30 protein-coding genes are annotated in these 26,868 nt (G+C 41.6%); 21 read left to right on the top strand and 9 right to left on the bottom strand.

What is annotated here, in order from left to right; genetic code table 11:
* Positions 1 to 65 precede the first annotated feature (65 nt).
* From ACXAER_RS13340 to ACXAER_RS13350, 3 genes are all read left to right on the top strand, one after another.
* Positions 66 to 389 carry a hypothetical protein gene (locus ACXAER_RS13340; RefSeq protein ID WP_474829931.1) on the top strand — a complete coding sequence of 108 codons (324 nt, stop codon included), beginning with the start codon at positions 66 to 68 and terminating at the stop codon, positions 387 to 389.
* A gap of 39 nt (positions 390 to 428) precedes the next feature.
* Positions 429 to 821, top strand: a complete 393-nt coding sequence (locus ACXAER_RS13345; protein ID WP_474829933.1) for a hypothetical protein — start codon at positions 429 to 431, stop codon at positions 819 to 821.
* A 211-nt stretch (positions 822 to 1,032) separates the two neighbouring features.
* Positions 1,033 to 1,614 carry a hypothetical protein gene (locus tag ACXAER_RS13350; protein ID WP_474829935.1) on the top strand — a complete coding sequence of 194 codons (582 nt, stop codon included), beginning with the start codon at positions 1,033 to 1,035 and terminating at the stop codon, positions 1,612 to 1,614.
* Here ACXAER_RS13350 and ACXAER_RS13355 read toward each other — a convergent pair.
* The 4 genes from ACXAER_RS13355 to ACXAER_RS13370 all read right to left on the bottom strand — a co-directional run bounded on the left by ACXAER_RS13355 (position 1,611) and on the right by ACXAER_RS13370 (position 4,837).
* The gene (locus tag ACXAER_RS13355; protein ID WP_474829937.1) at positions 1,611 to 2,660 is read right to left on the bottom strand and encodes a hypothetical protein; all 1,050 of its coding nucleotides are present in this window, start codon (positions 2,658 to 2,660) and stop codon (positions 1,611 to 1,613) included. The two genes, ACXAER_RS13350 and ACXAER_RS13355, sit on opposite strands and share 4 nt — an antisense overlap.
* A gap of 2 nt (positions 2,661 to 2,662) precedes the next feature.
* Positions 2,663 to 3,532, bottom strand: coding sequence for a hypothetical protein (locus tag ACXAER_RS13360; protein ID WP_474829939.1), 870 nt, complete (start codon positions 3,530 to 3,532; stop codon positions 2,663 to 2,665).
* A complete protein-coding gene (locus tag ACXAER_RS13365; protein ID WP_474829941.1) occupies positions 3,529 to 4,221 on the bottom strand; it encodes a hypothetical protein in 693 nt (230 codons plus the stop codon). The genes ACXAER_RS13360 and ACXAER_RS13365 overlap by 4 nt, the downstream gene beginning before the upstream one ends.
* 313 nt (positions 4,222 to 4,534) lie before the next feature.
* Positions 4,535 to 4,837, bottom strand: a complete 303-nt coding sequence (locus ACXAER_RS13370; protein WP_474829943.1) for a hypothetical protein — start codon at positions 4,835 to 4,837, stop codon at positions 4,535 to 4,537.
* A 17-nt stretch (positions 4,838 to 4,854) separates the two neighbouring features.
* Here ACXAER_RS13370 and ACXAER_RS13375 point away from each other — a divergent pair, with 17 nt between their 5' ends.
* The 6 genes from ACXAER_RS13375 (at position 4,855) to ACXAER_RS13400 (ending at position 10,113) form a co-directional block, all read left to right on the top strand.
* On the top strand, positions 4,855 to 5,298 hold the full coding sequence (locus ACXAER_RS13375) for a hypothetical protein (RefSeq protein WP_474829945.1): 444 nt from the start codon (positions 4,855 to 4,857) through the stop codon (positions 5,296 to 5,298).
* Positions 5,299 to 5,320: 22 nt separating this feature from the next.
* Positions 5,321 to 6,468, top strand: a protein-coding gene (locus ACXAER_RS13380; RefSeq protein ID WP_474829947.1) for an IS3 family transposase whose coding sequence is annotated in 2 segments (ribosomal slippage) — positions 5,321 to 5,561 and positions 5,561 to 6,468 — 1,149 coding nt in all. Because the reading frame shifts where the segments join, the coding sequence is not laid out codon by codon here.
* Positions 6,469 to 6,517: 49 nt separating this feature from the next.
* Entirely contained in the window at positions 6,518 to 6,781 is a 264-nt protein-coding gene (locus ACXAER_RS13385; protein ID WP_474829949.1) for a hypothetical protein, read from the top strand.
* 90 nt (positions 6,782 to 6,871) lie between these two features.
* Positions 6,872 to 7,549, top strand: coding sequence for a cold-shock protein (locus ACXAER_RS13390; RefSeq protein ID WP_474829951.1), 678 nt, complete (start codon positions 6,872 to 6,874; stop codon positions 7,547 to 7,549).
* Between the two features lie 175 nt (positions 7,550 to 7,724).
* Complete coding sequence (locus ACXAER_RS13395; RefSeq protein ID WP_474829953.1) at positions 7,725 to 8,585, top strand: hypothetical protein; 861 nt, start codon at positions 7,725 to 7,727, stop codon at positions 8,583 to 8,585.
* A gap of 511 nt (positions 8,586 to 9,096) precedes the next feature.
* Positions 9,097 to 10,113, top strand: coding sequence for a hypothetical protein (locus tag ACXAER_RS13400; protein WP_474829955.1), 1,017 nt, complete (start codon positions 9,097 to 9,099; stop codon positions 10,111 to 10,113).
* A 213-nt stretch (positions 10,114 to 10,326) separates the two neighbouring features.
* Here the strand turns inward: ACXAER_RS13400 and ACXAER_RS13405 are convergent, their stop codons facing one another.
* Both ACXAER_RS13405 and ACXAER_RS13410 read right to left on the bottom strand, forming a co-directional pair.
* Positions 10,327 to 10,659 carry a tyrosine-type recombinase/integrase gene (locus ACXAER_RS13405; protein ID WP_474829957.1) on the bottom strand — a complete coding sequence of 111 codons (333 nt, stop codon included), beginning with the start codon at positions 10,657 to 10,659 and terminating at the stop codon, positions 10,327 to 10,329.
* A 15-nt stretch (positions 10,660 to 10,674) separates the two neighbouring features.
* Positions 10,675 to 11,382 carry a hypothetical protein gene (locus ACXAER_RS13410; RefSeq protein ID WP_474829959.1) on the bottom strand — a complete coding sequence of 236 codons (708 nt, stop codon included), beginning with the start codon at positions 11,380 to 11,382 and terminating at the stop codon, positions 10,675 to 10,677.
* Between the two features lie 139 nt (positions 11,383 to 11,521).
* Between ACXAER_RS13410 and dusA the strand changes: the two genes are divergently transcribed.
* From dusA to ACXAER_RS13460, 10 genes are all read left to right on the top strand, one after another.
* The gene (gene dusA, locus ACXAER_RS13415; protein ID WP_474829969.1) at positions 11,522 to 12,568 is read left to right on the top strand and encodes a tRNA dihydrouridine(20/20a) synthase DusA; all 1,047 of its coding nucleotides are present in this window, start codon (positions 11,522 to 11,524) and stop codon (positions 12,566 to 12,568) included.
* Positions 12,569 to 12,760: 192 nt separating this feature from the next.
* The gene (locus ACXAER_RS13420) at positions 12,761 to 13,045 is read left to right on the top strand and encodes a hypothetical protein (RefSeq protein ID WP_474829971.1); all 285 of its coding nucleotides are present in this window, start codon (positions 12,761 to 12,763) and stop codon (positions 13,043 to 13,045) included.
* A 346-nt stretch (positions 13,046 to 13,391) separates the two neighbouring features.
* Positions 13,392 to 14,060, top strand: coding sequence for a phage shock protein PspA (gene pspA, locus ACXAER_RS13425; protein ID WP_474829973.1), 669 nt, complete (start codon positions 13,392 to 13,394; stop codon positions 14,058 to 14,060).
* 62 nt (positions 14,061 to 14,122) lie between these two features.
* Entirely contained in the window at positions 14,123 to 14,323 is a 201-nt protein-coding gene (locus tag ACXAER_RS13430) for a PspC domain-containing protein (RefSeq protein ID WP_025254029.1), read from the top strand.
* Positions 14,323 to 14,685, top strand: a complete 363-nt coding sequence (locus ACXAER_RS13435) for a hypothetical protein (RefSeq protein WP_474829975.1) — start codon at positions 14,323 to 14,325, stop codon at positions 14,683 to 14,685. Before ACXAER_RS13430 ends, ACXAER_RS13435 begins: the two co-directional genes overlap by 1 nt.
* Positions 14,686 to 14,841: 156 nt before the next feature.
* The gene (locus tag ACXAER_RS13440) at positions 14,842 to 15,834 is read left to right on the top strand and encodes a DUF2333 family protein (protein WP_269918385.1); all 993 of its coding nucleotides are present in this window, start codon (positions 14,842 to 14,844) and stop codon (positions 15,832 to 15,834) included.
* A gap of 3 nt (positions 15,835 to 15,837) precedes the next feature.
* Positions 15,838 to 16,593, top strand: a complete 756-nt coding sequence (locus ACXAER_RS13445) for a TIGR04219 family outer membrane beta-barrel protein (RefSeq protein WP_474829977.1) — start codon at positions 15,838 to 15,840, stop codon at positions 16,591 to 16,593.
* A gap of 199 nt (positions 16,594 to 16,792) precedes the next feature.
* Positions 16,793 to 18,616, top strand: a complete 1,824-nt coding sequence (locus tag ACXAER_RS13450) for an assimilatory sulfite reductase (NADPH) flavoprotein subunit (protein ID WP_474829979.1) — start codon at positions 16,793 to 16,795, stop codon at positions 18,614 to 18,616.
* Positions 18,616 to 20,337, top strand: a complete 1,722-nt coding sequence (gene cysI, locus ACXAER_RS13455; protein WP_474829981.1) for an assimilatory sulfite reductase (NADPH) hemoprotein subunit — start codon at positions 18,616 to 18,618, stop codon at positions 20,335 to 20,337. The genes ACXAER_RS13450 and cysI overlap by 1 nt, the downstream gene beginning before the upstream one ends.
* Positions 20,327 to 21,073 carry a phosphoadenylyl-sulfate reductase gene (locus tag ACXAER_RS13460; RefSeq protein ID WP_474829983.1) on the top strand — a complete coding sequence of 249 codons (747 nt, stop codon included), beginning with the start codon at positions 20,327 to 20,329 and terminating at the stop codon, positions 21,071 to 21,073. The genes cysI and ACXAER_RS13460 overlap by 11 nt, the downstream gene beginning before the upstream one ends.
* Here the strand turns inward: ACXAER_RS13460 and ACXAER_RS13465 are convergent.
* Positions 21,070 to 21,834, bottom strand: coding sequence for a TIGR03899 family protein (locus ACXAER_RS13465; protein WP_474829985.1), 765 nt, complete (start codon positions 21,832 to 21,834; stop codon positions 21,070 to 21,072). The two genes, ACXAER_RS13460 and ACXAER_RS13465, sit on opposite strands and share 4 nt — an antisense overlap.
* Before the next feature lie 283 nt (positions 21,835 to 22,117).
* Between ACXAER_RS13465 and ACXAER_RS13470 the strand changes: the two genes are divergently transcribed.
* Positions 22,118 to 24,343, top strand: coding sequence for a bifunctional diguanylate cyclase/phosphodiesterase (locus ACXAER_RS13470; protein ID WP_474829987.1), 2,226 nt, complete (start codon positions 22,118 to 22,120; stop codon positions 24,341 to 24,343).
* Here the strand turns inward: ACXAER_RS13470 and ACXAER_RS13475 are convergent.
* Complete coding sequence (locus ACXAER_RS13475) at positions 24,340 to 24,918, bottom strand: uracil-DNA glycosylase family protein (RefSeq protein WP_474829989.1); 579 nt, start codon at positions 24,916 to 24,918, stop codon at positions 24,340 to 24,342. The two genes, ACXAER_RS13470 and ACXAER_RS13475, sit on opposite strands and share 4 nt — an antisense overlap.
* A gap of 114 nt (positions 24,919 to 25,032) precedes the next feature.
* Between ACXAER_RS13475 and ACXAER_RS13480 the strand changes: the two genes are divergently transcribed.
* Positions 25,033 to 25,338, top strand: a complete 306-nt coding sequence (locus ACXAER_RS13480) for a hypothetical protein (protein WP_025254039.1) — start codon at positions 25,033 to 25,035, stop codon at positions 25,336 to 25,338.
* Positions 25,339 to 25,392: 54 nt separating this feature from the next.
* Here ACXAER_RS13480 and sthA read toward each other — a convergent pair whose 3' ends face one another.
* Positions 25,393 to 26,814: a Si-specific NAD(P)(+) transhydrogenase gene (gene sthA, locus ACXAER_RS13485; RefSeq protein WP_474829992.1), complete on the bottom strand. Its 1,422-nt coding sequence runs from the start codon at positions 26,812 to 26,814 to the stop codon at positions 25,393 to 25,395.
* Positions 26,815 to 26,868: the final 54 nt, after the last annotated feature.

Below are 26,868 nucleotides of genomic sequence, written 5' to 3' on the forward strand. Positions count from 1 at the left end.
GAATAGGGAAATTTTTCTAATAGAGAGACTAAGTAATTATGAATAACAACAAAAAAGGAAAATTCATGACTACAAACACATACCTATGCTCCGCGATCGTATCCGAAATTTTCAACAACATGGCAAATGCATTTATGGCTTATCGAGATGAGTTCGATGGAAGTCAATACAGAAACAATCAGCACATCGAAGACGTTATTATGAATATCATTTTGCAAAATCACATTGTTTCGAATCCTGCGTACTTTCCCGTGATACGTGAACTCATCGGCGTTGTGTTGAGCGAACCTGAGCTTTATGCCGAGTGGACAGAAGACGATTTAGATTTTTTCTCAAAACAGATGAAGTTGGACTTTCATACTGAAGAAAGAGAGGAGTTTCCCATCTAGGAGCCTAGTTACTTCCAAGGACAAAACAGGAGCAACAAAGTGCAAGACAAAAAACTAACTATCATCAGGAAATATCAGCGACGCTCTAGGTCGCCATTTAAAGGAGATGACTCAACAATCCTATTATTAGCGAATGTGAATGCTGAACCACCTGGCATTGTGTTGGACTACCAGCGATACATTTATTTACATCGCGATAATGTCGGCAAATGGTTGGGGATATCAATCAGTAATTCTCTTAAGCAGGAAATAGAGGACGGAGGTGGTAAATACCGCCAAGGAAAAGAAGCGCTTTGTCTACTGCTTTCCTACCATCAAGAGATAACCGACTTTTTGAGGCATTTTTCTGATGATGTTGAAAGTATTTTCGGTATCGATTCTGAGACGTGGATGATTGCGTGTAAAGCGCGATGGCGAAAGCTTACACGCTGAATTTAATAGCCTCCTGCTAGGAGGCTTTTTTAAGTAATTGACCCATCTTAAGCATCGAAGTCTACAACCTACTAAAAATCTTCATCTAATAATCAATATCAAGAATTACCTATTCATTTTGTTGTTAAGTTTAGACATAAAGGTATTTGTAAAATACATTGAAAATCGTTAACTTAATGAGGCACTTAATTTACTCAAAGGACGAAAAATAATGCTAAGAAAAATCATGGGAACCCTCGCTGCAACAGCACTGCTTTCAGCTACTGCAACTTCAGTATCAGCTAATTCAATCGAAGAAATTAAAAAAAGAGCTGCGGAAATAAATGAACTTAAAGCACTAATTCAAAGTGCTGACCCTGCACTAAGGCTTGCTGCAATTGACACAATGCAAAACTCAGAGGACTTAGCAATGAGAGAACTTGCTTTCTCTGCCGGAGTAAATGCGTCAGACGAGTCTGTAGTAGCGTTGACTATAAGAAATAAGTTTAGTGAGATTGATAGCTTCGTAGTTTCTTTTTCCGAAACTCCAGAAAACGAAAATGCTAAAAAAGTCTACGACGATTTTGGTGGGAGGTTAATGGTTCGCATAAGTGACTATAACAAGGACAAAGGCGTTTTTAAAAACAACTCGCATAAACATTCAAGTTATAGAGTTTCTACTATATCTGGATTGAATCTTTTTTTAGAGACAATTTACTGTCAAGGCGAATTTAAATTAGGAGATAGCCTAGTGTATGAAGGAACCATAACTTGCGAAAAGCAGCAGTTCCCCGCCACGATAAGTATCTTTTAAAATATACTCGCTTCAGAAATTTTAATAAGCCCGTTTTTATTCCAGCTAGAATAGATTTTTAGTTTTAAACGGCGGGCTTTAATACTTCCCAGTTCAATAATTACTTCGCTTTGATTCGGCAGTATCGTGCTGCTGGAAGTTGAAACCCACCCCCTTTTTCCCTTCGATTTTTTAGAGGTAAGCACTTCAACATCTTTTATTCCACTATCATTAGGAAGACTGAGTTTTAGCTCTTTAACGTTATTATAATTGGGTAACGTAAAATCAATCTCGGCGATATCTCCATTTAAACTAGTTTCATAGTAAGTCGAATTATCCCCATCATTGATGAGTTTTATAGACTTTTGGCTCATTGTTGGAGGCATATTCCAATAACTCACAATGAAATTTAAATTTGATTCTTTAGTCGGTGCAACTTCGTTAACTAGAGGAACTACGACATCAGTAGAAAAAAATGGAGAAACAGTCTCAAATAGTCGATCCATTCTAAGAACTTTGCCCAAGCCTGTTTTATTATCTATAGATTGGAGCATTCCTACAGGGACACCTCCCGAGAAGACTAAGCTTCCACTCATCCCTTTAAAAAACGTTCTTTCTTTTGCTTGTGGCTTGATATTTAAGTAGATCAAGCCTGTTTCTTGAACAGTAGCACTCATATTTGAGGGTAAGCCGTCACTATTTACTGTAGAGACAATTACAGCTTTTGCTTTCTCTATATCCGACTGTTTAACCGATATTGCGTTGTAATCTACTCCACATTGGTTAGCAAGAGAGCCTGATACATGGCCAACCGATAAATCATAGCCGAACGGCTGAAGCATCTGTCCATCTCCTAACGAGCGAAGTTCGTCGCTTCCTTTCACCGTTAGAAATACACTGTTTTCAATTACATGTAGCGGTGAAATAAAGTAACAAAGGTTAAGCCTTTTAATTAAGAAACCTTGTCCTATATCATCCCCTTCAATGTAAACTTGGGTGAAGTTATTTGCGTAACTTGGAGAAATAAAAAAAAGAAATAGAAGGGCAATGTATGAGAGTTTATTCATAGTTAATCTTTATTTTTGATTGTCTGCTTTAAAAGAAGAATGAATTCTAGAAGTAAAAACATTAATGCAAATAGTGATGTAATAGCAGCAACAACAGGATCTTTGGTTACTCGACTCCAAATTGAAGGTGTTAAAAGTAGGTCTTCGTTGCCGAATCGAGTTACTCGTACTCCATCGCCCTCTGATACAACCGAAAAGTAAAAGGCGTTTTCATCAGTAAAGCGAAGAAATCCTTTTGAAATATATTCATTGTTCAAGTCTACGATTGTTGCTCTGTCACCAGTGTCTAAGGTGTAAGTTTCGCCTTGATATCTTCCCGATGACATAAAACGGCTTTCAAGTATATTTACCTCTCCATCAAGCAAAAGAGAATCTACATCGCGCCCTACATCCTCGCCCAAAAACGCTCTACCTTCAAAAGGTAGTACAAGGTCTTTAGATAGCGTCACAAGTAGTTCGAGGTAACCTGAGAGAGGGGTGCTAGCGTCGCTACTTTCAAGAGTCCCAGAGTGTTTTGAACTCTTTGCTGAAATCAGGACTCTATGTTGCCCAGCACTATTCACAGCCGTTATGCGAAGTTCTGTATTAGATGAAAAAGTGAAATATCTTTCGCTGGAAAGAGTTATTGGCTCTAGAAAAAGATCTTCTGCTACTAGAGTACCTGAATCAAAATACCACTCATTGATATCAGAACTCGTCGTTTTAATTGATAGCGTTTGAGAGTGCCCTTTTACGCTATAAATATTCGTTCTATCACCTAGTAGAATAATGACCGCAACAATTCCAATCGTTGCAATTAGAAAATAACCAACGTTGAGTCGCTTATTTCGCAAAGAAAGTATTGCTGTAACTCGTTCTATTGAAAGTTTCATTTATTCTTCAAAAGTGTGAACTGAGTTGCAGGGAGGCTTCTTCCATTTTTTCTTCTGACTATTTGCACATTGTAGTTTTCATCAACTAGAGACAGTGCAGGGACAGAACAAATAGTATCGAATGACGTTCTTTTACCGTCTTCAATTCTAGCGCAAGTAGCCTTTACCCTAGTACCTTCGTTTGATTTTAATTGCATGAAAACCTCACTTCTTCCAGAACTAATCATAAAGAGAACGTCAGAGTTCTTCTGCGGTTCCACTCTAGATGAAAGCAAAACGTGTTGGTAGCGCTGGTCTTCGCAACTGCCAGTCGTAGCTAACGGTGCTAGCTGGTTTTGATTAAAGCTAGAGAGAATTTCTTCAAACTTTGTAGGGTACTCTAAAGATACGGTTTGAGAGTTTGGTTCAATATCTGCCTGAAGCTCGTAATCATTCTCGGATACATATGCCCCGTCTATTGAAGATACTTTAAAGCAAAAGTGACTCACTTCATGGGAAGTGTTTAGAAGAAAGCCTGTGCTGGTAAGTGCACTAGAATACATTGCGCCAACAAGAATGTTGCCTGAAACGGGAACATTGGAACTGAAGTGCTCACTAAAATCATTTGATGGAGTTGCTACTCTTTCTGCATATACAGTGCAAGAGGCAAAAAGAAAGGCAAAAAAGGTGTGTTTTATTGTTATAGCCATTTCGTCAACTTTCCTTGTTCTTGATTCTTATAACTATTACACAAAAATCGCATAAAAATAAGTCCAAACAATGATATTTACTTTTTTACTAATAGCCCCCCTTGCTGAGGCTTTTTCAAATACAAGACACTCGGAATATCGCGGTCTTTCCCGCTGTCAGCCAGTCACTTTTGGATTTTACCTCTCTATCAATACCCCTAATCGCATTAATATCCTTGTAAAAAGCCAATATCTTCGAACCGATTGTATCGGGGAGTGAAGGTTAAAGCCTGGTTGCGGGTGTTACCAAACCCACCGCCCGCTGGGGTTATGACTACATTTTTGAAATTGACCAATGACTGGTTGACAGCTTTTCAAGAGATATTGTGTCTCCCGCTTTAACCCCATATTTCTGTACAAGTGCTTTTAGGGCAGTCCTATTGAGAAAACGGTGATACGTACTGCACACATCGCTACCGAAGGTTTCGCCATCACCTATATCAAGTAGCAACATATGTCCATGCTGATCCTCACCACTTGCGCCAATATACCGACTCTCAAATTTGTCTAGGTTACCTCTTAGGTTTATGTAGCCGTTTTTGATAGCGCCTTGTGTAAGTGTAATAAGTATGTTCATTTTTAGTTCCTGCTTATGTGTTGATATTAGTATTAAAATACTCTTGCGGCGGCGTTGCTAAAAAAGGTGTAATTGGCGCTTGGACTTTAAAATCAATCGGATGGAATAAGTTGTTCTACAAAAAATCCACAAATGTAAAGATGTCCGCACTTAAACAAAAGTTAGCTTTCGTCAATGAAAGTTACGCTGTGGCAAGCGATGTCCGTAAAATTACCCAAATAGAAAACAATAAATGGATTGAAGATAGTGTTTTATCTAGCGAGGACAGAAGGGCAATTATCAAAAAACAGAGAGAAATAAAAAGGAGCTTGGGACGTCGAATAGGGCGTGTCGTACATGCTGAGTTCGAAGAATTAGAGCAAAAAATTATCGATGCAGATAGCAAGATAAGCGCTTTAAATAACATTTATAAGCGAGTAATGAATCGACCAGACTTCTCTAGACACTTAATTGCTTTATAATTATGTGTACTAAGGAGAAAAGATGTCTCAGCGATTTACAGAAGAATTTAAGATACAAGCCGTTAAACAAGTCACCGATCAAGGTTATTCGGTGGCAAGTGTGTCTGAGAGGCTGGGAGTGACTAGCAGTTCACTTTATAACTGGATAAAATCCTACGGCCCAGACAGTGAAGAACATAAGCAATCTCAAGAACAATCCGACCGAATTAAGCAGCTAGAAAAAGAGCTTAAACGCGTAACAATGGAACGCGATATCCTAAAGGAAGCCACTGTATTTTTCGCGGGCGAGTCAAAGAAAAATACGCGTTCATAAAAGCCAGGCTCAAGAATTACCCAATAAAACTCATGTGTGAAGCGCTCTCAATACAACGAAGTGGCTTTTATGCATGGGTGGATAAGCCGAAATCAAAGCGACAGTTAGAAGACGAGCGCCTGATGGGGTTAATTAAGCATTCTTGGCTAGAAAGTGACTGTGTCTATGGGTACAGAAAAGTCACGAGTGACCTTAAGGATTTAGGCGAAGCTTGCAGTAAGCACCGTGTAGCTAAATTGATGAAGCTAGAAGGTATAAAGGCACAAGTCGGTTATAAAAAACATAAAGGCCACTTCAGCGGCAAGCCTACTGTTGTTGCCGATAACGTGCTTGATAGACAATTTACGGTAGCTACACCGAACAGATACTGGGTCACTGACATTACCTACATCCGCACTCATGAGGGCTGGCTCTACCTTGCCGTAGTTTTAGGCTTATACTCTCGCGCTGTGGTTGGTTGGTCGATGAGTTCTCGCATGGAATCTGAGCTTGTTACTCAAGCGCTACTAGCTGCGGTGTGGCGACGAAAGCCCAAAAAGCAGGTACTTATACATTCAGATCAGGGAAGTCAATTCACTGGCTATGAATGGAGCGACTTCCTAACTGAGCACAACCTAAAAGCCAGCATGAGCCGTCCAGGGAACTGCCACGACAATGTCGTCGCGGAGAACTTCTTCCAACTACTTAAGCGAGGACGAATAAAGAGAAAAATTTATACAACACGTGAACATGCAAGAGCCGACATATTCGATTACATCGAAATGTTTTATAACTCTAGACGCAAGCATGGTGAAGCGAATAATATGCCTCCACTGGCTTATGAAAAGCTAGAAGAATTCAAACGAAAATCTGTCTAGTAAAGTCTGGTCGATTCAGTACTTGAGGCTAACGAAACTTGGACATTTTATGGCAATCGATTTGAATACAAGAAAAAAAACTCTGACGCTTCTCAATCAATTTAAATACTCGACAGTGTTAAAGTGTGAATTGCCAGTTGATTCGCGTGTTCTCACGATTGTAACAAGGGATTTCGGCGTCACAGAAAACCATTACATCAACCTTTATGAAACCTCAGGTGATGACTACAAAAACGTCGCAAAAGTAATATTTGGTATTATAAACAAGTTGACGCTTGATGTTCCTCAGGGTAATCAGGTTCAAGCAGCTTAGATGAACACCAGATGCAATATTAATATTGCAATTGAATACGTGTAACAGTAAGCGCGTGATGTTACCCGACTCTAATATAAGATGATTTACATGAGCAATATGCAAAAAGGTCATATCATAAGCTATGTGGCCCAAAAAAAATTTGGCTTTATTAAAGGCATCGATGGTGAAGATTATTTTTTCCACCTAAGTTTCCTTGAAGACAAATGTCATGAACGTTATATCGCAAAGGGCGCGACGGTAACGTTTGACCCGACTCCATCGCCTAAAGGATTGACTGCGAAATCGCTTTACATTCAGCCCGTAATTCGAGGAAAACAATTAACACCTTTTAAGACCTACAGGTCATTACCTAATAAATTATCGGTCGAACATACTATTGATGTGATTACGGCGTTTTCGAGAAACCCTAACGATAAGCGAGATGATTTGGAGTGCATGGCGTATGAGGTCGGCGCTAACGCTATAGTCAACGTTCAACACGAAAAGCGCACTTTTTCTCAAGGTAACTACCGCTTTTCAAAACATGCATTTTCAGCTACTTTGGCCGTCGTAACTGAAGAGGTGACATTCAGCTGCGAAGCCGAAAAAGATGCTGCACAAAATAAGCTAGATAGCGCTTTAGACGCTATATCAAGGAGCGGTGAGCAAGTAATAGCAAAAGAGCTTGGTTCACGTCAGAGCCAGTTAACCTTTGAATTTGGGAAAAGTATGGGTGGGTTACTTCTGGTCTTATTCATTATCTACTACCTCTACAGCCATACCTAACATGTAATAGCTCATATCTGGTCTAACAGTATCGATGAAAAGATCTGAACTTCATATGACTGGAAGCTATGTGCCAAAAGCTGCCGTTCAAGCAAAATATTGAGGTCTTCAATCACATAGGTTCTGCAGACTCTTTCATGTATGATATTAGAATCGTAACATTTGAAAAACAAAAATGGCCTTTATAAAAAATCCATTAAAAATTGATGAAAAAGCTGCTTTGCATCATCATGCTGCTTTTTGGTATCCATTAATTCTTTTTTTAACTTTAGGTATTTCTCTATCGATACCACTTTGGTGCTTTTGTATACCAAACCCCGTAGACTACAAGATGGTGCTTGATCAATTGGCGCTTCCAATTTTTGTTTCTTCAATAGCAATACCGTTTACGATTTCAGTCGCCCGCTTTCATTCCTCGAAACAGACGGCTCGCTCTATCTCGATAGCGATAGAAAATCAAAGCTTCAGTCAATTTATGGATCATAAAAAATATATAGAAGATTTTTTTGAATCTGAGCTACTCGACAGTATTGCGTTTCATCAATACGAGCTAAAAAGCAAACACAACCTTTATCATTTTTTCTTCCCAGAAAATGATATAAATTATGTAAATAAAGCAATGGATGATTTCGAAATTTACTGCGAGAGATTTTTTAAAATTTTTGAAGATGAAATGTTGGCTCTGTCAAAAAGTATGAAGGCCAGCGCACAAAAAAATTATAAAACAGCGCCATGGCACGCGGTGAACAATAGTTCACAATTCTTAATCAAATTTGGGATGGGGGTAAAACTTGACTCGAATTCTCAAGAAAACATGTCTCCAAATTTTAATTATTTTTATTCTTTGTTAGGCTATTCAGTAGTCAATATACTATTTGATGTATGGTTCGCCTTAAGTAAGTCTGAACTAAATAATAGAGAGATTTACGCTATTAAATCGAATCAAACAGAGAGACTGGCTGGAATTGTGGAAAGGTTCGAACTTGAAAATCTATACAACAAAACCGTTGCTGGAAAAGGCGTTCACACATCATAATAGAAACAGTCATAGCTACGTTTTGTAATGAAAAGCTTATTAAGTTTAATAGTCCGCATCTGGTACAAAGCGCTAGTCTGAATTGAGAAACCTAAATGCCCGCTTCTTATCTGAAACGGACCAACGCAGTGGTTTTAGCCAAGGTCCGCTTTACGCTCATAGCGGCCTGTCAGGTTTTGCTTCACTCAATCACTAAAAGTGTAAGGTTAGATTGTAACCAATCCAATTGAAGTAAATAAGTTAGCTTCTCCCAAATAATTATCTCAACCATTCACTTCAAAATTCTTATCTTTTTCTCACTAGAAACTTTGCTTCGATGCACGGAAAGACCTCAAACACCTGCTTAATAAAGCATTGGCGAGCTTAATTTACTTGTGTTTCATGCTTAATAGCTAGTTCTGTACCTTTTTTAGTCTTTCCATGATAGCAAATAATTTTTTTTGACAATATATCAGATAATGCGAATATATCCCCCCTTAAAAAAACAACTAACGAATAAGGGATTAGACACATGAAAATCAAACTACACCTCGCAGTAGGACTGGCAGCAGCAATTGCACTGTCGGGTTGCGCAAGCACAGAAACAGACCCATTGGTAATTACGCAGAATAATGCGCTAGCTAATGCAACACCTGCTGAGATTATTGAAAAGACACCAGAGGGCAAACAGGAACTACAGTCTGTTCGCTATATTGCACGTCATCTTATGGACTACGATGACAGAAAAGAATACCGTCAGGAGCTTTTACAACAAGCCAGCGAGTGGGAATTTGAAGCACCAGCATTTGGGTTAGTGGGCGCATCACTCATTACAGACAACCCATTTAGCGCACAAGGTCAATATGCGGCAGCAGGGTTCGATGCTGCATTTCGTGTAGTCAATTTTATCTTTGATGGGGCTTATGACAATATCGGTCAAATTTGGTTGCCCAAAGAGGTAAACGGCCAGAAGATTGAGAATGAAAATCAAGCTCGCGAAGTAGCCGTTGAAATTACAGCCGACGCAATCGAACAGACCTTTGATGAAATGGGCTATACCTTTGAACATCTTGGCAATCTAACACATGAAAACTTCAAAAATCCGTTTCTTATTTTCGAAGGCAAGCTAAAAGATGAGAGCAAGTTTGTAGAAGGCAAAACGCCGATGTATATTCAAGCTATAGTCATTTCAGAGGGCTTCAAGAAGATCGACAGCGAAGATACCATCGAGAGCTTAGCATTAGGCTTTAAGCCTAGTTTCATGTCAGAACCAAATGCTCACAGAGTTACCATTGCAGCAGGCCGATTGACTTTTGAAAACGGTGAATTTATAACGGTAGAGCTTGATAATGGGGTAGTCTTTTATCAAGGCAAGGGTGAGTGGAACACGATCATGTCCAGACAGTTTTATCGAGGCGTATCAAGGCAGATCCCTTGGGTACAAGGCAGAAACGAGTATAAAACCAAATTTGTAACGTTCAAAGGCGAAACATACGGCTTTTCTTCAAACTACAGAACACTGTTCATTGATAAGCGAATCGAGGGCTAGCATTTTGTATTAAGGGCATCCCCATATGGATGCCCTTCTGTTTTAAACCCTACAAGCATCTAATACATCGTAAACATGCAGTGTTTAAGAAATTCATAACGTTGCGAACTACTAATTGTTTCAGTCGCATTTAAGGCTTGTTGTTACTCAAAGCCATCAATAGACCAACGGTGAAACAATGGTTTGTTCAATAGGCCTTCGACCAAGTTACTTTCATCTAGAAATATTCACCGCTCGGGCAGCGTTGTAAATTTTTACGATCATATCGATGTCCCTGTGACCCGTGTAAACAGCAATTTCTAACACGCTAAAACCTTTCTCAACCATTCGTGACACGCTCTCTCGCCTCAGGTCATGATATCGTAAGTCTACTATTCCAAGTCGCTTACGAGCGCGTCGAAAACCAGCCGTCACGCTTCTAGGGTTATATGGAAATATACGCTCTTCGAACTTAGGTTGTCCAAGGATGATAGAAAGGCTTTCCCCTAAAAGCGGTAATATCGAATTGTTGTTTTGTGAACCGCTAGGACTTTTCCGGTTTCTCACTAAAATATGGCGTTGCTATACATTCAAGTCTTTCCATTTAAGCTCACAAAGTTCACCAATACGACAACACGTTAGTAAAGACATCATGAACATATCTGTGTATGGGATCTCGTTACAGTGGTGATAAGACATTTTTTGAAACTCTCTGAGAAGCACTGAATATTCATCAGCGCTGACTCGTCGGTCACGTTTATTTGACTTATCAATTAGCTTTAAATCGTGAAGAGCGGGGTATGCGTTTATCACGGCACTGTCATCAGCGGCTACGTGAAACATTGACTTTGCAACTCGCAGTACCTTTCTTAAACAGCTCACATCTATAGATATTGTCTGTGAAGCAGTCTTTTTTCTGCGCTCAAGACAAAAGTCAACGATGTCATTTGAATTCAATCTACTAGCAATTACCTTTGCGATAGGATAACGGCATAGTTGGTTTAGACTGTATCGCGCCGTTCTTCCTAAAGGCTTATCTGAGCCATCTTTGGCTTTAATATAATTTTGAATTAACTCTCCTAAAGAGATATCGATGTAGGAATACGGCTCGTCTTTTGTATTATTTTCCACCTTATGAGCGGTTTCTTTCGCCCATTTGTTAGCCGCTGACTTAGTATTGAATGTTTTACTTTTAGAAAACGTAATAATGCCACTTTTCTTCTGTCTAACCCTTGCTGTATAGGAAACTCCATTTTTTCTCGTTCCCTTAGTTATGCTAATATTAGCCATCTTATTTGACCCATTGTAGAGGGTGCGCCAAAGCGGAAAATTATTCCACCATTTGGGCACCGCGTTCCCTTAATGGGGACTAAAAACCGTGAAAAGTCCAATGCTTTTGGCATTGCTGATTATTTGAGGACTGCTGTAAGTGCCTGATATTAAAGTTTTAAATGAGAATTATGTTAGACCTGCTATCGACAGGCGCTTCTCTGTTGCCCCTATGCTGGATTGGACGGACCGCCATTGTCGCTACTTTTTACGATTAATGTCTAAGCACACGCTGCTTTACACTGAAATGGTCACTACAGGCGCGATTATTTACGGTAAAGGCGATTACCTTGGTTACAACCAAGAGGAGCATCCAGTGGCTGTTCAGCTAGGCGGAAGTGAGCCGTCTGATATGGCCAAGTGTGCCGAGTTGTCTCAAGAGCGCGGCTACGATGAAGTAAACATAAACGTAGGCTGCCCAAGCGATAGAGTAAAAAACGGTAGCTTCGGTGCCTGTTTGATGGCGCAACCTGAAGTGGTAGCTAGCTGCGTTAAGGCTATGCAAGCTGTGGTAGATATTCCCGTAACTGTAAAATGCCGTATTGGTATTGACGACATGGACGAAGATGAAGACTTTGCTCGTTTTATCGATATAGTGGCAGACGCAGGCTGTGACACCTTTATTGTTCATGCAAGAAAAGCATGGCTACAAGGTTTAAGCCCAAAAGAAAATCGAGAAATTCCGCCTTTAAATTACCCTAGGGTTCACAGACTAAAACAGGCGCGCCCTGAATTATCAATTAGCATTAACGGTGGTATTAAAACACTCGCCGAAACCCAGCAACAGCTAGAGACCGTTGACGGTGTTATGGTTGGCCGCGAGGTTTACGCAAACCCCTATATCATGTCTACCGTTGATAAAGACATATTTGGTGACGCTAAAGCACAAAGTCTGTCACGTCGTGAAATAGTACTTCAAATGCAGCAGTACATTGAGCGCCAAGAGGATCCCTATTTTAAGCCATGGCATGCAGCTCGCCACATTCTGGGCCTTTATCAAGGGCAAGCGGGTGGACGAATTTGGCGAAGATACTTAAGCCAAAATGGTACAGGCAAAAATCCAGATCCTAATTTACTTCTAAATGCCTTAGATGCCGTAGAGAGCGCGCAAAAAGAAGTTGCTGAGTACAATAGTCAAAAAGGCTAACAACTTAGTATTTTTGACCAAAGTTTAATATTTGTTCAATTGTATCCGAAGCTCGCATTTTTGCGGGCTTTTCTTTAAGTTTATATAAATCAGCTGCTTAAATTCTTTTTAAGGAGTTGGCACACCTCTCGCAATCCTCTAAGTATCGCGACGACAACGTGTTGTTGCACTGACTAAATTTAGAGGGATAACATGAAAACTTCACTAATCGCAGCAACTTTACTGACAGCAAGCATGGCAAGCGGTGTAGCAAATGCAGAAGAGTCAGTGCTTCAAACATTTTTGACGCATGTAGTTTCAAATGCAGTAACTACAACTACACAAGAAATAAAGTCTGATGTGTACCAAGCAGTGGCTAACGCTACCTATCATTTTGAGTTGAGCCCTCAAGAGGTACGTGGAAACGGGAAAGTAAGTGTTACCGACTTAGCTGTAACGGAAGCTGGTAACCAAGATACAGATAAAGACGCTGATTAACCGTCAATCAGCATCGATAAAAGCGCCTACGGGCGCTTTTTTTATGCATGTTTAGTAATGAAATAAGTTTATAAGGACACAGTGTAAATGCCGTCAAACCGGAAGTGGTCAATTTAACAATAGGGTTGGTTAAATACACTAATTTATCGTATCTAAACGTTAAGTTAAAAAGCAGTTTTAAGCTCAAAATTCAATAAAACAAATATATATCAATGATTTAAATAAGTGGCATGGTCATTGTAATACTAAAAGTGTTGAGGAGAACTCAGTCAGCGGTAACCAGCAGTGTGTGAACTTAAGAATAAATGCTGGGAACCACAACACTACTTTTAACGGAGAAAGAATCATGGGTATGTTTTCACGCATTAACGATATTGTTCAAGCAAACATCAACGCGATGTTAGATAAAGCTGAAGATCCTGAAAAAATCATTCGTTTGATTATTCAAGAAATGGAAGAAACCCTGGTTGAAGTTCGCACCGACGCGGCGCGCTTTATTGCTCAGCAAAAAACGCTAGCGCGTCATATGGAAGCAGCAAACAGACAAGTTGATAGTTGGCAGCATAAAGCGCAGATCGCAATGAACAATGACAAAGAGTCTTTGGCAAAAGCGGCGCTTATAGAAAAGCAGAAGTATGTTTCGAAACTTGACTCTCTTAAAGAGCAAGAAGCGCAACTAGCAGAAAGCATCGAAAAGATTCAAGGCGATACTGCAAGACTGAACAGTAAGTTGGCAGAAGCCAAAGCTAAGCAAAAAACCTTAATTCAACGCAAAAATTCAGCGCAAACACGCTTAAAAGTGAAGCAAGCTGATCATGAAGGAAAAATTGACGATGCAATGATGCGTTTTGAAAGCTACGAACAGCGCATTGACCATCTTGAAGCGCAAGTGGATGCATATGACTTAACGAAGTCGAGCGAAGCAACATCATTACAAGCTGAGTTCGATGCAATGGAAGCAGACGAAGCGATTGAAAAGGAGCTGGCAGAGCTTAAGAAGAAAAAGGTCGCCTAAGCGACCTTAGGCGCCGCCAACTTATATTGTAGATATCGAAAGAAACATTTTTGGAGAAGATGATGAAAGTACCATCACAGAAGCGAATTTATAGAGACCTTGATTCTGGCATTATTTCAGGTGTGTGTGCAGGTGTTGCACGTTATTTTGATATCGATGCAGTATGGGTAAGAGCGGCGGCGGTAGCGGGTTTATTTATCGCAACCCCCATCACACTAGTGGCTTACGTGGCTGCCGTTATCCTATTACCGAGATTAGTGTAATGAAAAACTTTCTAATTGCACTGGTTATTGCCATTGTACTGGTTAACTGTTTGGGTAGCCTTGTAGATAGCTGGCTAGGTATGCATCTTGTCATGTCTGACGAACTGCTTAGCCCTTGGGAAAACATGGCCGTGCTCTCGCTAATTGGGGTTGCCCTTGCTGTTGTTGGCTTTGTTGTCGCAATAAGTGTTGTTGGAACGATTCTGTTAGCGCTTGGCGCCGGCTTCCTAGCGCTACTTATTATGGGCGTTAGCGCTTTCTGGCCAATTATTCTTATCGGTATTGCACTATATGCGCTGAAAAATCGCAACTCTGCTGCTTATAAGCAGCAAAATGATACAAACATGCATCATACTTTATAATTAGCATAAATAAATTTATATTGTGTTAACGTAGTAAAAGATGGTGTTATGTCGATAACCGTCATAAAGGTTTCGCATTTTTCACATAATATTAGTTGTTTCAAATAGCTGACCATCGTCGGCTATTTGTTATTTAAAAGGAAGGTTGGTGTTTATATGAGACAATCTATTAACTCAAAACGAATAGCGATTGTCGCTGTGGTGATTTTTTTACTTTTCTGGTTAATTGGTTGGTATTGGAGTTTATCTCCAGATACATTCGATGTCAGGAAGCGCTTGGAACAGAACTCACCCGTTGAGAACCCTACAAATATAGCGGGTTACACACTAACTACCACTATGATTGATGTGTCAGAAACTTTGCTAGATAAGCCTGGTGGCTATCTTTCAAATGATGTTATCCCCCCCGGTGTCTTTTTAGATAATATGCCAGCTTGGGAATTTGGAGCATTAGAGATGGTGCGAGACCTCGCGCTTTCTATGCGTAAGGATTTCAGCCGTTCTCAATCTCAATCAATTGAAAACCCATACCTGACAAAAGCTCACCCTAAATTCAATATGGACCATAAAAGCTGGGCATTACCTTCGTCTGAATCTAGCTATGCTGAGGGTATCGAACTTCTTAAGAAGTACCGAGACGAGTTGGCAAACACACGTAATTCAGACAGCCAGTTCTATACCCGAGCAGATAACCTGCGAGAATGGTTGAAGCAGGTTGAAAAACGGTTGGGTAGCTATTCACAAAGATTAAGCGCCAGCGTAGGATCTGCTAGAGTTAATACAGATTTAGCTGGAGACGCTAACGCGAAGCAATCTACACCTAGCACCAGTCAACGCGTTGTACAGACAAGCTGGTGGAAGTTAGATGATAATTTTTATGAAGCGCGTGGCGCAACATGGGCTCTTCTACACTTTCTTAAAGCTGTAGAAATTGAGTTTAACGATGTGCTTGAAGATAAGAATGCATTAGTTAGTCTTCAGCAAATCATTCGCGAACTGGAAGCAACACAACAGTCTGTTTACAGTCCGATGATTTTAAATGGCAGTGGCTTTGGTATGTTAGCTAATCACTCTTTAGTTATGGCTAACTATATTTCTCGCGCAAACGCTGCTTTAATTGAAATATCAGAACTTCTTAATCAAGGATAATTAATGAAAAAAGGTCTTATAGCTGCCGCATTGGGATGCGCATTATTTTCAGTTTCATCTCAAGCAGACACTATCGCAGGCGTTTATGTTGGAGCTCAAGTTTGGCAAACCGACACGCAAGGCGGTTTTGCAGATAGCAACAACACTGCTGATTTCAACTTTGACGATGAAACCAATACGGCGTTATATATTGCCTTTGAACACCCAGTGCCTTTTTTACCGAATGTGAAGGTAAATCACACTACGCTAGATAATTCAGGCACTACTGCGCTTGATGCCAACTTTACATTTGATGATCAGTTGTTTACAGAAAGTACTGTGGTCAATACTGATATTGAGCTTGATGCAACGGATTTCATCTTGTACTACGAGTTATTCGATAACGACTTGGTAAGCTTTGATCTTGGTGTAAATGCTAAGTACATCGATGGTGCATTGTTTGTTGTCGATACAGCAAGTGATACCAGTGGCTCGGCTGAATTTTCGGGCATAGTGCCTATGGCATATTCGAAAGTTTCGCTAGGGCTTCCGTTCACTGGGCTATCTGCATATTTTGAAGGTAGCTATTTGTCATTCGATGACCATGAGCTGAGTGATTATCAAGCGGCAGTTCAATATTCATTTATTGAAAGTTTAGCAGTCGATATGACGCTTCAAGTTGGTTACAGAAACGTAACAGTTGATATTGAAGACCTTGATGATGTTTACGCTGACATGGAATTTGACGGTGTATTCGCAGGCTTAGAACTTCATTTTTAAGCACTAACTATCTGTATTTAAAGGCGTGCCTGCTTGTGCAGTTCACGCCTTTTTTATTTTTCGAGGGTAACGTTTAGGTGCGTTATTACTTATTCACTTAGTCATTAGCACTTTCAGTAATAAAAAAGTTTCATTTATTCTTTTCTCTTCTTGTAGAAAGCCGTTAGCCTTAGCGCCATTGATAAAAGGCTAAAAGACTATGTCACAAGATTCTAATTCGAACTCAGCGCCAGGCGCGGTATTAAACGAACAGCAGTGGAATGCCATTACGCAAGCCATTGCAGGCTTAAATCGTGATCAACTTACTTGGGTAAGTGGCTATGCAGCAGGCATGGCGGCTGCGCAAGGCGGCTCGGTTGCCCCTGCTTTACAAAGCGCGCCTGCCGTAGCGGGTGATGCGCCAACGCTAACTATACTGTATGGCTCACAAACAGGTAATGCGAAAGGTGTGGCTGCGCAGTGTCAAGCCAAAGCAGAGGAAGCAGGCTTTAACAGCAAGCTTGTTAGCATGGCTGATTACAAGCCTCGCAACTTAAAAGCAGAAACCCACGTAGCGGTATTTGTAAGTACGCACGGTGAAGGCGATGCACCTGATGATGCCATCGAACTGCACGAATTCTTAGCGGGTAAAAAAGCCCCGAAGCTTGCGAACACTAAATACGCCGTTGTGGGGTTAGGTGATAGCAGTTACGAGTTTTTCTGCCAAACAGGTAAAGACTTCGATGAGCGCTTAGGTAAGTTAGGTGGTAAGCCTATTGTTGAGCGCCTTGATTGTGATGTTGACTATGAAGCGGAAGCCGAAGCATGGTTAAACAAGCTTATTGAATCATTAAAAGATGATTTTAGTGCGGCACCACAGGCAGCGGTAGCGGCGCAAACTGGCGCAGCAGTGCAGGGTGTAGCAGCACAGACTTACACCAAAAAGGCACCGTTCAAGGCAACGTTGATTGATGCCCAGAAGATTACGGGTCGCGATTCAGTTAAAGATATCCGTCACATTGAAATAAGCCTTGAAGATAGTGGAATTACCTACAAACCAGGTGACGCGCTAGGCGTTTGGTTCAAGAACGCTGCTTCTTTGGTATCAGAGCTTATTAGTATTTTGTCGTTAGATGGCAATGCTGAAGTATCTGTAGGTGATGCGACAATGTCGTTAACTGATGCATTAACGTCCAAGCTTGAATTAACCTTAAGCTACCCTAATTTCATTAAGTCTTATCAAGAAGCGACCGGCTCTGAATCGTTAGCGACCTTGATGGAAGATAAAGCGCAGCTGCGTACTTACATGGCTGAGCGTCAAATCATTGATATCGTGCGTGACCACCCAGGTAAGCTGTCTGAACAGCAGCTTGTTGATGCATTGCGCCCATTAACACCACGCTTGTACTCAATAGCATCGAGCCAAGCTGACGTTGAAGATGAAGTACACTTAACGGTAGCTCACGTCGACTATGAAGCGTTTGGCCACCGTCATCAAGGTGGTGCGTCTGGCTTCTTGTGCGAATATTTAGAAGAAAATGGTGAGGTAGAAGTTTTCGTTGAAAACAACGATAACTTCCGTTTGCCGGAAGATCCTAATACGCCAGTGATCATGGTAGGACCGGGTACAGGTATTGCGCCGTTTAGATCTTTCATGCAAGAGCGTGATGTGCAAGGCGCTGAGGGCAAAAATTGGTTGTTCTTCGGCAACCCTAATTTTACGCAAGATTTCCTATACCAGGTAGAGTGGCAAGGTTACGTTAAAGAAGGTCTGCTAGATAAAATTACGCTTGCATTCTCTCGTGACCAAGAAGAAAAAGTATATGTTCAGCACCGCTTATTAGAAAACGGTAAAGAAGTGTACGAATGGCTAGAGCAGGGCGCACACTTTTATGTGTGTGGTGATGCAATGCACATGGCGAAAGATGTAGAAAACGCCTTAATCAATATTGTGCAGGAGCACGGCGGAAAATCTGAGGCCGATGCTAAAGCCTATATTGTAGAGTTACGAAAAGCGAAACGTTATCAGAAGGATGTCTATTAATGAGTAACGAAAAATCACCATTTATCGTTGAGGGCAAACTGGCTGACAACGAGCGTCTAAAGCGCGAGAGTAATAATTTGCGCGGTACCATCACTACCGATCTTAAAGATGATCTTACCGGTGGTTTCACAGCTGATAACTTCCAGCTTATTCGCTTCCACGGTATGTACCAGCAAGACGACCGTGACATTCGAGCAGAACGTGCAAAGCAAAAACTTGAGCCGCTTCATAATGTGATGCTTCGCGCGCGTTTACCGGGTGGTGTTATCACGCCTGACCAATGGCTAGCGATTGATAAGTTTGCAGCTGACCACACCATGTATGGCAGTATTCGTTTAACCACTCGCCAAACTTTCCAGTTTCACGGTGTGTTAAAGCCTAAGATTAAGTCTATGCATCAAATGCTAAATAAAGCTGGCATCGACTCTATTGCAACGGCGGGTGATGTAAACCGAAACGTGCTATGTACGTCTAATCCAGTTGAATCGGAGCTTCACCTTCAGGCATTTGAATGGGCTAAAAAGATAAGTGAACACTTACTTCCCAAAACTCGCGCGTATGCTGAAATTTGGTTAGATGGTGAAAAAGTTGAGACCACTGAAAAGCCTGTTGAGCCTATTTTGGGTGATAACTATCTGCCGCGTAAGTTTAAAACTACCGTGGTTATTCCTCCGCAAAACGATGTTGATGTTCACGCAAACGACCTTAACTTTGTTGCGATTGCAGAAAATGGTCAGCTAATTGGCTTTAACGTGCTTGTTGGTGGTGGTCTAGCAATGACCCACGGTGATAAGAGTACGTATCCGCGTAAAGCCTCTGACTTTGGTTTTATACCGCTGGAAAACACGCTAGACGTTGCCGCTGCGGTTGTTACCACGCAGCGTGATTGGGGTAATCGTGTTAATCGTAAGAACGCGAAAACCAAATACACCTTAGAGCGTGTTGGCGTAGACAACTTCAAAGCTGAAGTTGAGAAGCGCGCAGGCGTGACTTTCCAAGATAGCCGACCTTACGAATTTACCGACCGTGGTGACCGTTTTGGCTGGGTTGAAGGCATTGACGGCAAATACCACCTGACTGTGTTTATCGAAAATGGTCGTATTTTGGATTACCCAGGTAAAACGCTAAAAACAGGTTGCGCAGAAATTGCCAAAATACACAAAGGTGATTTCCGTTTAACCGCGAACCAGAACTTGATTATTGCTGGCGTTCCACCTCAGGACAAAGACAAAGTAGAAGCCTTAGCTCGTGAGCATGGCCTCATTGCGCCAAGTGTTTCTAATCAGCGCCTTGATTCAATGGCCTGTGTTGCATTGCCAACTTGTCCGCTAGCGATGGCAGAAGCTGAGCGTTACCTGCCAGATGCTGTTACCGAGCTAGAAGGCTTGCTTGCCAAACACGGTTTAGAAGAAGACAGCGTTATCTTCCGCGTAACTGGCTGTCCTAATGGCTGTGGTCGCGCGATGTTGTCTGAAGTTGGCTTGGTAGGTAAAGGTCCAGGCAAGTACAACTTGCACTTAGGTGGCAACCGAGAAGGTACGCGTATCCCACGTATGTATCGAGAAAACATTAGCGAACAAGAAATCATGGCAGAGTTAGATACGCTACTTGGTCAATGGGCTAAAGAGCGTGAGAGTGGCGAGGCCTTTGGTGATTATGTTGTTCGCGCTGGTGTTGTAAAACCAGTAGTAGACTCCGCACGGGATTTCTATGACGAATAATACAGCAGAAAAGCAGCAACCACTTACGCTTGATATCAGCAAGGAAGACCTTGCTGATATCAACGATATGTTGGAAAAAATGACAGCGCAAGAGCGAGTAGCTTGGGCGCTGGACAACTTGCCCGATACTCATATTGTGTCTTCGAGTTTCGGAGCGCAGTCGGCAGTTATGCTGCACATGCTGACTCAAGCACAACCGGATATCCCCGTTGTGCTCACTGATACTGGGTATTTGTTTCCAGAAACGTACAAATTTATTGATGAGCTGGTTGAAAAGCTTAATTTAAACTTGCACGTTTACAGCGCAAAAATGTCATCTGCGTGGCAAGAAGCGCGCTTTGGTAGGCTTTGGGAACAAGGCATCGAAGGTATTGAAAAATACAACAAGATGAACAAAGTTGAACCAATGCAGCGTGCGTTGGGTGAACTGAATGCGGGTACCTGGTTCGCAGGTTTGCGCAGAAGTCAATCTGATACCCGTGGCAAACTGCCTGTTCTGCAAAAAGTGGGACAGCAGTTCAAGCTATACCCAATTATCGATTGGAGCAACAAAGACCTCCACTACTACCTTAAAGATAACGGCTTGTCTTATCACCCGCTTTGGGAGCAAGGTTATGTTTCAATTGGCGATTGGCATACAACGCAGTCGCTGCAAGAAGGTATGAGTGAGCAGGATACCCGCTTCTTCGGGTTAAAGCGCGAATGTGGATTACACGAATTTGGTGACGGTATTTAACTTATGTTGAATACCTCGCCCAATACTTTTTTCAATTCTTGTAAATACCTTTCGTTAGAGGATTTAGTAACCAGTTTGTAAAGCTCACTGCCTACAGAAGTAAACTTGTAATAAACCAAAGCAGCCCCAGAAGTTTTACATGTAAGCGTTATATTCTCATTAACACATCGCCATGTGACCTGTTGCCCCTCTACATATTCTCCACTCTCGATTTCACTGGCATAAATTAACTTCATTTCCTGCAGCGACAATAGGTCTGGGTAACTAAGTCCAACAGAGGCTAAATTTAATTGTTCTGGAATGGGTTTTTTGAGAAACGAGAGCAGACCTTTACGTTTATGATACCCCACCAATATGCGCGGTACGGAATCATTACTTTTTCGACTCGCTACGTTAACTGCCTTATTAAATACTTTGGCATCTCTGTGCGTGAGCGTTTTGAGCAATTGCAGAGTGCGAAGTGAAAAACTACCGGGATGAGCGACCTCAACGGCAAAAATCTTGCCCCACAATTCTTGCATTGGTTGGCTGTAAATTTCCTCGGCCATGGTACTAAAGGCAAAAAACCAATCTGCATCAAGATTATCGCTAGTTTGTTCGTTGATTGAAACATTTAGTGCTATATTTAAAACAGACTGAAGATTGCTCGCTTTTTGGGTTTCTAGAATTTGTTTCCTTCGTTCCAGCGCATGTTTTTGCTTTTTAGGATCAGGAGACATCATAGAAGGGCTAATACCCACTCTAGCAAACCATGACAACATGCGTTGGCGGCTCGCATCCGCTTTGATAGAGCTCGCCATTTTATCAGCAGCGGGGTTGTCACTAGGCGCTTTCGCGTTACTGACTTCCGTGTTCTGAGTTTTTTTAATCTCAGGGGGCAAATGCTGAGGTGTAATCTTCATATTGATTTAAATAATTGAATGTAAATTAGCATGTAACATGAGAGCACTATTGCATTGCGTAACCCATTTATCAATGCGATTGTCTCCTTAATACAGTAAGTCGTGCATTCTTGTTTTGTATGTATCGGGGAAATGAGCGGTAATGTCGGCAATGGATTACGATAACGACGAGTTAATTTTTTTAGATGACGATGATTCAGTTACAGAGCCTGTATTATTGGGCAAAGACTGGAATATTCTTATTGTCGATGATGATGAGGAAATTCATACGGTAACACGTCTTGCGCTATCTGATCTCACCGTAAACGATCGCAAATTAAACTTCATTCACGCCTATTCTGCAAAACAGGCAAAAGAAAAACTTCACGAATTCGGTAACAGTATCGCTATCATTTTGCTAGATGTTGTGATGGAAACCGACGATGCAGGCTTTGATGTCGTTAAATATATTCGTGAAGACATGAAATTGTACGAGCCTCGTATTATTTTGCGTACAGGACAGCCAGGTTATGCACCTGAAGAGCAAGTCATAAAAATTTACGATATTAACGACTACAAAACGAAAACGGAACTTACGCGCTCCAAGCTCCTTACAACCATTATTTCTTCGCTGCGCTCTTACCAGCAAATTGTAACCATTAGTCAAAGTCGCGCTGGCTTAGAAAAGATAATTACCTCGTCGGCGAATTTGTTTGAAGAACATTCGGTTAAGGAGTTTTGTGAAGGGGTTGTTACGCAAATTAGTTCTCTTATAGGCCTCGACTCTGAAGGGCTGCTATGTGCCCGAGCCGGCTCCCTTTTAGACCAAGACGACGAACAAGTGTATGTCCTTGGTGCCGCGGGTGAATATGCGAAATTTATCAATCACCCGGTCGTAGACGTTAACAACATTGAAATTGAAGAAAATATAAGTCGTTGTTTACGGCTTAAACAGCACATATTTGAGGCAACCTGCTCTGTGCTTTATATAAGTCGCGCAGGGTTCGAAGCCGCCGTATACGTCAGGCAAACTCACGAAATCAGTGAATTGGATAAAAACCTTCTAGAAGTATTCTTATCTAGCATTTCGGTAGGTTATGAAAACGTCAATTTGTTTCATGAGTTGAGAAACGCTGCCTTTAGAGATTGGTTAACGCGTTTGCCTAACCGTAACGAATTTATCAACATGCTTGATAAACCTCATCTGTTTGCGGGAGAAAATTATACTGTTGCACTTATTGATGTAAATCATTTTTCTGATATCAATGATGGTCTTGGCCAAGAGGTTGGTAATGAGCTTTTACGAGCAATTAGCGAGCGCTTTCATTCTTCGCTAGATGTTTCTGTTCAAAAGGGCCGCATAGGTGCCGACGTGTTTGGTCTTATTGGCCCGGATGAACTAGTTTGTCCTAAATCAATCAACAATATTTTTCAGTCTTCATTTCTGGTCGGTGATCACACCCTACCTGTAAACGTTACTCTTGGACTATGTAAGCTGGATAATAAACGTCACATTGGTATCGAAATTTTAAAGCGTACTAACATCGCGCTAAATCGCGCCAAGAAAAACCTGACTGATAACTTTGAATATTATGCCAAAGATATCGAAGATCAGACAACTTGGCGCCTTGATATGATTCGCCAACTTCGCAGTGATTTTGCGGCACGTAAGTTGGAACTGTGGTTTCAACCGCAGGTGGATTTACTGAATGAAAAAGTGGTGGGTATGGAAGGCCTACTTCGCTGGCCCGATGGCGAGGGCGGTTATATCTCTCCTGCTGTCTTTGTTCCGTTGGCCGAGTATTCTGGGCTTATTGTTGATATTGGTGAATGGGTTTTGGAAGAGTCATGCCGACGCCTTCAAGCGTTAAAAGACAAGGGCTACGGGCATCTTAGAGTTGCTGTTAACATCTCTATTCCACAATTTCGCGACAGGTTATTTGTGGAGAAAGTAAAACAAGCACTTTCCAAAGCCAACTGCGACCCGAACTTATTAGAACTCGAAATAACGGAGAGTGTGGTGATGGATGAACCACAAATTGTTATTGATGCTTTGCGCTCACTAAAAGAATTCGGCGTTAAAATAGCCATTGATGACTTTGGAACAGGCTTTTCCTCCATGAGTTATCTACAGCAGCTACCGCTAGACCGGCTAAAGGTTGATCGTTCATTCGTTAAAGATATTAAGCCAGGCGCAAGTGCAGTGTTAGCTGAAACCATAGTAACGCTGGGGAACAAGCTAGGCTTACTGACTATTGCTGAAGGCGTGGAAAAAAGAGAGCAGGCGAGTTACATGATAAAGCTCGGCTGTGACGAAGCTCAGGGGTATCTATATGCGAAGCCCATGCCGTTCGACGCGCTCTTAGCGTTTCTTGAAGAGCACGACTAAACTTTCAATACAGACTCGATCGTGTGTCGCAACCTAGGGAGGATATCTAAATCAAACCAAGGATTTTTTGCGAGCCACCTGTTGTTTCTACCAGATGGGTGGGGAAGGACGAAGTGTGTTTCAGTCGGACTGCGTACAGCTTCAGTTAATGTTTTGTATTGTGGTAAGTAATACTGTTGCGAGTATCTACCTAGGTAAAGCGTTATTTTAGGTTCTAAATAAGAAAGAAATTGATTGTGCCACGTAGGCGCACATTCTTTTCTGGGAGGAGCATCAGCGCCGTTTCTATAACCTGGAAAGCAAAAGCCCATTGGCATAATAGAAACTATCCGCGGGTTGTAAAAGGTCTCTTTAGAAATCGATAGCCAATCGCGTAACCGATCTCCGCTCGGATCCGCAAAAGCCTTATCATTTTCATGCGCTTTCATCCCCGGTGCTTGTCCAATAATAAGTATCTTGGTTGGTGCGGCAGTGCTAAAAATAGGGTTGGGTGTTTGCGGTAGATAAGGGGCGCATAGCGTGCAATTCTTAGCTTTGGCAACCAATGCATCGTGCCCTTTCAAAATTTTCTCCAATTATTTCTTCTTGTCATACTTCTGTCATATTAGTGTGATCTAAATTTGACTATCTAATGTATATACAGTATGTTTAATAGTGACAGTAGTAGACTGTAGCACAGGAGAAGAAACATGCGTAAAGTAGTACTAACATTAGCTCTTTCAGCAGCCTTTGGTATTGCGCATGCGGAATCTGGTGAAAACCAGCTTTTCGATTGCATGGATGCGAAAACATTCGAAATGAATAACCAATGTATGTCTGATCAAATCGGCAATAACATTCGTTTCCGTGATGCACAAGCAAAGCTGATCGACATTGCAAGCGAGAGTCAGGGTGACTACGCCATTGCAACAATGACATTCGATCAAGAAAATATGCACATCGACATCGTAGCACATAAAGACTCGCTTAACGCGCTTGCTGCGAACCGTAACTAATTTTTAGTTAACGCATATAAGCCGGCGACAATTTCGCCGGCTTTTTTGTATCTGTTAAAAAATCCTATTTAGCCCATTGATGGCAGCAACACGATAGGCTTCCGCCATGGTTGGATAGTTAAATGTAGTGTTAACGAAGTAGTCTATGGTGTTGCCTTCACCTTTTTGCTGCATAATGGCTTGGCCGATATGAACAATCTCTGAGGCACGTTCGCCAAAGCAGTGAATTCCCAAGATCTGTTTTGTTTCACGATGAAACAAGATTTTCAAACTCCCTGTCTGCGTTGACGCAATCTGCGCTCTGGCCAAGTGCTTGAACTGGGCTCTACCCACCTCATAAGGTACCTTGGCCGCAGTAAGTTCTTGTTCTGTCTTACCTACCGAACTAATTTCCGGAATGGTGTATATACCAGACGGAATATCCTCTACCAATGCAGAGTGTGTTTTAATGCCAAGCATGGCTTCTGCAGCAAAGCGTCCTTGATTATAAGCTGCTGATGCTAAGCTTGGATAACCAATCACATCGCCAACTGCAAAGATATTGTCTACGTCAGTCTGATAATTCTCGTTTACTCTAAGCTGGCCTCTACCATCAGCTTTTAAACCAATATTTTCAAGTTTCAGGGTATCTGTGTTGCCCGTACGGCCATTAGCAAACAATAAGCAATCGGCCCGCATGCGCTTACCTGACTCTAAGTTTAAAATTACTGAATCATCGGTAGCTTCGACAGAAGAATAAGTTTCGTTGTGGCGAATAAGCACGCCGTTATTCCATAAATGGTAGCTAAGCGCATCAGATATTTCGTCATCTAAGAATGACAATAGACGGTCTCGCATATTAACCAGATCGACTTTTACTCCCAAGCCTCTAAAGATACTGGCATATTCCGACCCAATTACACCTGCACCATAAATTATGATGGACTTTGGATCGTGATCTAAAGATAAGATGGTGTCAGAGTTATAAATACGGGGGTGATTAAAATCGATATCTTTCGGGCAATAGGGGCGCGAACCTGTGGCTATCGCTATTTGTGCTGCTGTAACCGTGTCCTTCGAGCCATCTTCTCGAGTTATTTCCAAGGTGTGGGCATCGACAAAGCTGGCTTCGCCATGAAACAAGGTAACGCGGTTCCTATCATAAAAAGAAGAACGCAGGCGAGTTTGGCTTTTCACTACACCACTAGCATGGCGCATGATGTCTGAAAATGTAAGGCTCTTACTTAAGTGGTTGTCGGCAAACAGGGGAGACGTATTGTATTCAATAAGACGACTGACAGAGTGACGAAGCGCTTTAGACGGAATGGTTCCCCAATGAGTACAGCCACCGCCAACAGCTTCGTAGCGTTCTACCACTGCCACTTTTTTACCGGCCTTGGCAAGCTGCATTGCAACACCCTCTCCACCGGGGCCAGTGCCTATAACTATCGCATCGTAATGATACGACGGAGCTTTAGTTTTTTGCTTCGTTGCCATGTTATCTTCCCGTATTATTGCTTCTATGATGTGGCGTCTGAAATCACAATAACC

The organism is Alteromonas sp. AWJ4_199, from assembly GCF_056159165.1.

Bases quoted from the DNA above. Each gene is read 5' to 3' on its own strand.
- ACXAER_RS13465 (WP_474829985.1), bottom strand. From the start codon at position 21,834: ATGTTGTCATGGTTTGCTAGAGTGGGTATTAGCCCTTCTATGATGTCT.
- ACXAER_RS13355 (WP_474829937.1), bottom strand. From the start codon at position 2,660: ATGAATAAACTCTCATACATTGCCCTTCTATTTCTTTTTTTTATTTCT.
- ACXAER_RS13460 (WP_474829983.1), top strand. From the start codon at position 20,327: ATGACGAATAATACAGCAGAAAAGCAGCAACCACTTACGCTTGATATC.
- ACXAER_RS13420 (WP_474829971.1), top strand. From the start codon at position 12,761: ATGAAAACTTCACTAATCGCAGCAACTTTACTGACAGCAAGCATGGCA.
- ACXAER_RS13400 (WP_474829955.1), top strand. From the start codon at position 9,097: ATGAAAATCAAACTACACCTCGCAGTAGGACTGGCAGCAGCAATTGCA.
- ACXAER_RS13340 (WP_474829931.1), top strand. From the start codon at position 66: ATGACTACAAACACATACCTATGCTCCGCGATCGTATCCGAAATTTTC.
- sthA (WP_474829992.1), bottom strand. From the start codon at position 26,814: ATGGCAACGAAGCAAAAAACTAAAGCTCCGTCGTATCATTACGATGCG.
- ACXAER_RS13390 (WP_474829951.1), top strand. From the start codon at position 6,872: ATGAGCAATATGCAAAAAGGTCATATCATAAGCTATGTGGCCCAAAAA.
- ACXAER_RS13430 (WP_025254029.1), top strand. From the start codon at position 14,123: ATGAAAGTACCATCACAGAAGCGAATTTATAGAGACCTTGATTCTGGC.
- ACXAER_RS13435 (WP_474829975.1), top strand. From the start codon at position 14,323: ATGAAAAACTTTCTAATTGCACTGGTTATTGCCATTGTACTGGTTAAC.
- ACXAER_RS13360 (WP_474829939.1), bottom strand. From the start codon at position 3,532: ATGAAACTTTCAATAGAACGAGTTACAGCAATACTTTCTTTGCGAAAT.
- ACXAER_RS13440 (WP_269918385.1), top strand. From the start codon at position 14,842: ATGAGACAATCTATTAACTCAAAACGAATAGCGATTGTCGCTGTGGTG.
- ACXAER_RS13410 (WP_474829959.1), bottom strand. From the start codon at position 11,382: ATGGCTAATATTAGCATAACTAAGGGAACGAGAAAAAATGGAGTTTCC.
- ACXAER_RS13470 (WP_474829987.1), top strand. From the start codon at position 22,118: ATGTCGGCAATGGATTACGATAACGACGAGTTAATTTTTTTAGATGAC.
- ACXAER_RS13385 (WP_474829949.1), top strand. From the start codon at position 6,518: ATGGCAATCGATTTGAATACAAGAAAAAAAACTCTGACGCTTCTCAAT.
- ACXAER_RS13395 (WP_474829953.1), top strand. From the start codon at position 7,725: ATGGCCTTTATAAAAAATCCATTAAAAATTGATGAAAAAGCTGCTTTG.
- ACXAER_RS13365 (WP_474829941.1), bottom strand. From the start codon at position 4,221: ATGGCTATAACAATAAAACACACCTTTTTTGCCTTTCTTTTTGCCTCT.
- ACXAER_RS13350 (WP_474829935.1), top strand. From the start codon at position 1,033: ATGCTAAGAAAAATCATGGGAACCCTCGCTGCAACAGCACTGCTTTCA.
- ACXAER_RS13445 (WP_474829977.1), top strand. From the start codon at position 15,838: ATGAAAAAAGGTCTTATAGCTGCCGCATTGGGATGCGCATTATTTTCA.
- cysI (WP_474829981.1), top strand. From the start codon at position 18,616: ATGAGTAACGAAAAATCACCATTTATCGTTGAGGGCAAACTGGCTGAC.
- pspA (WP_474829973.1), top strand. From the start codon at position 13,392: ATGGGTATGTTTTCACGCATTAACGATATTGTTCAAGCAAACATCAAC.
- ACXAER_RS13370 (WP_474829943.1), bottom strand. From the start codon at position 4,837: ATGAACATACTTATTACACTTACACAAGGCGCTATCAAAAACGGCTAC.
- ACXAER_RS13450 (WP_474829979.1), top strand. From the start codon at position 16,793: ATGTCACAAGATTCTAATTCGAACTCAGCGCCAGGCGCGGTATTAAAC.
- ACXAER_RS13480 (WP_025254039.1), top strand. From the start codon at position 25,033: ATGCGTAAAGTAGTACTAACATTAGCTCTTTCAGCAGCCTTTGGTATT.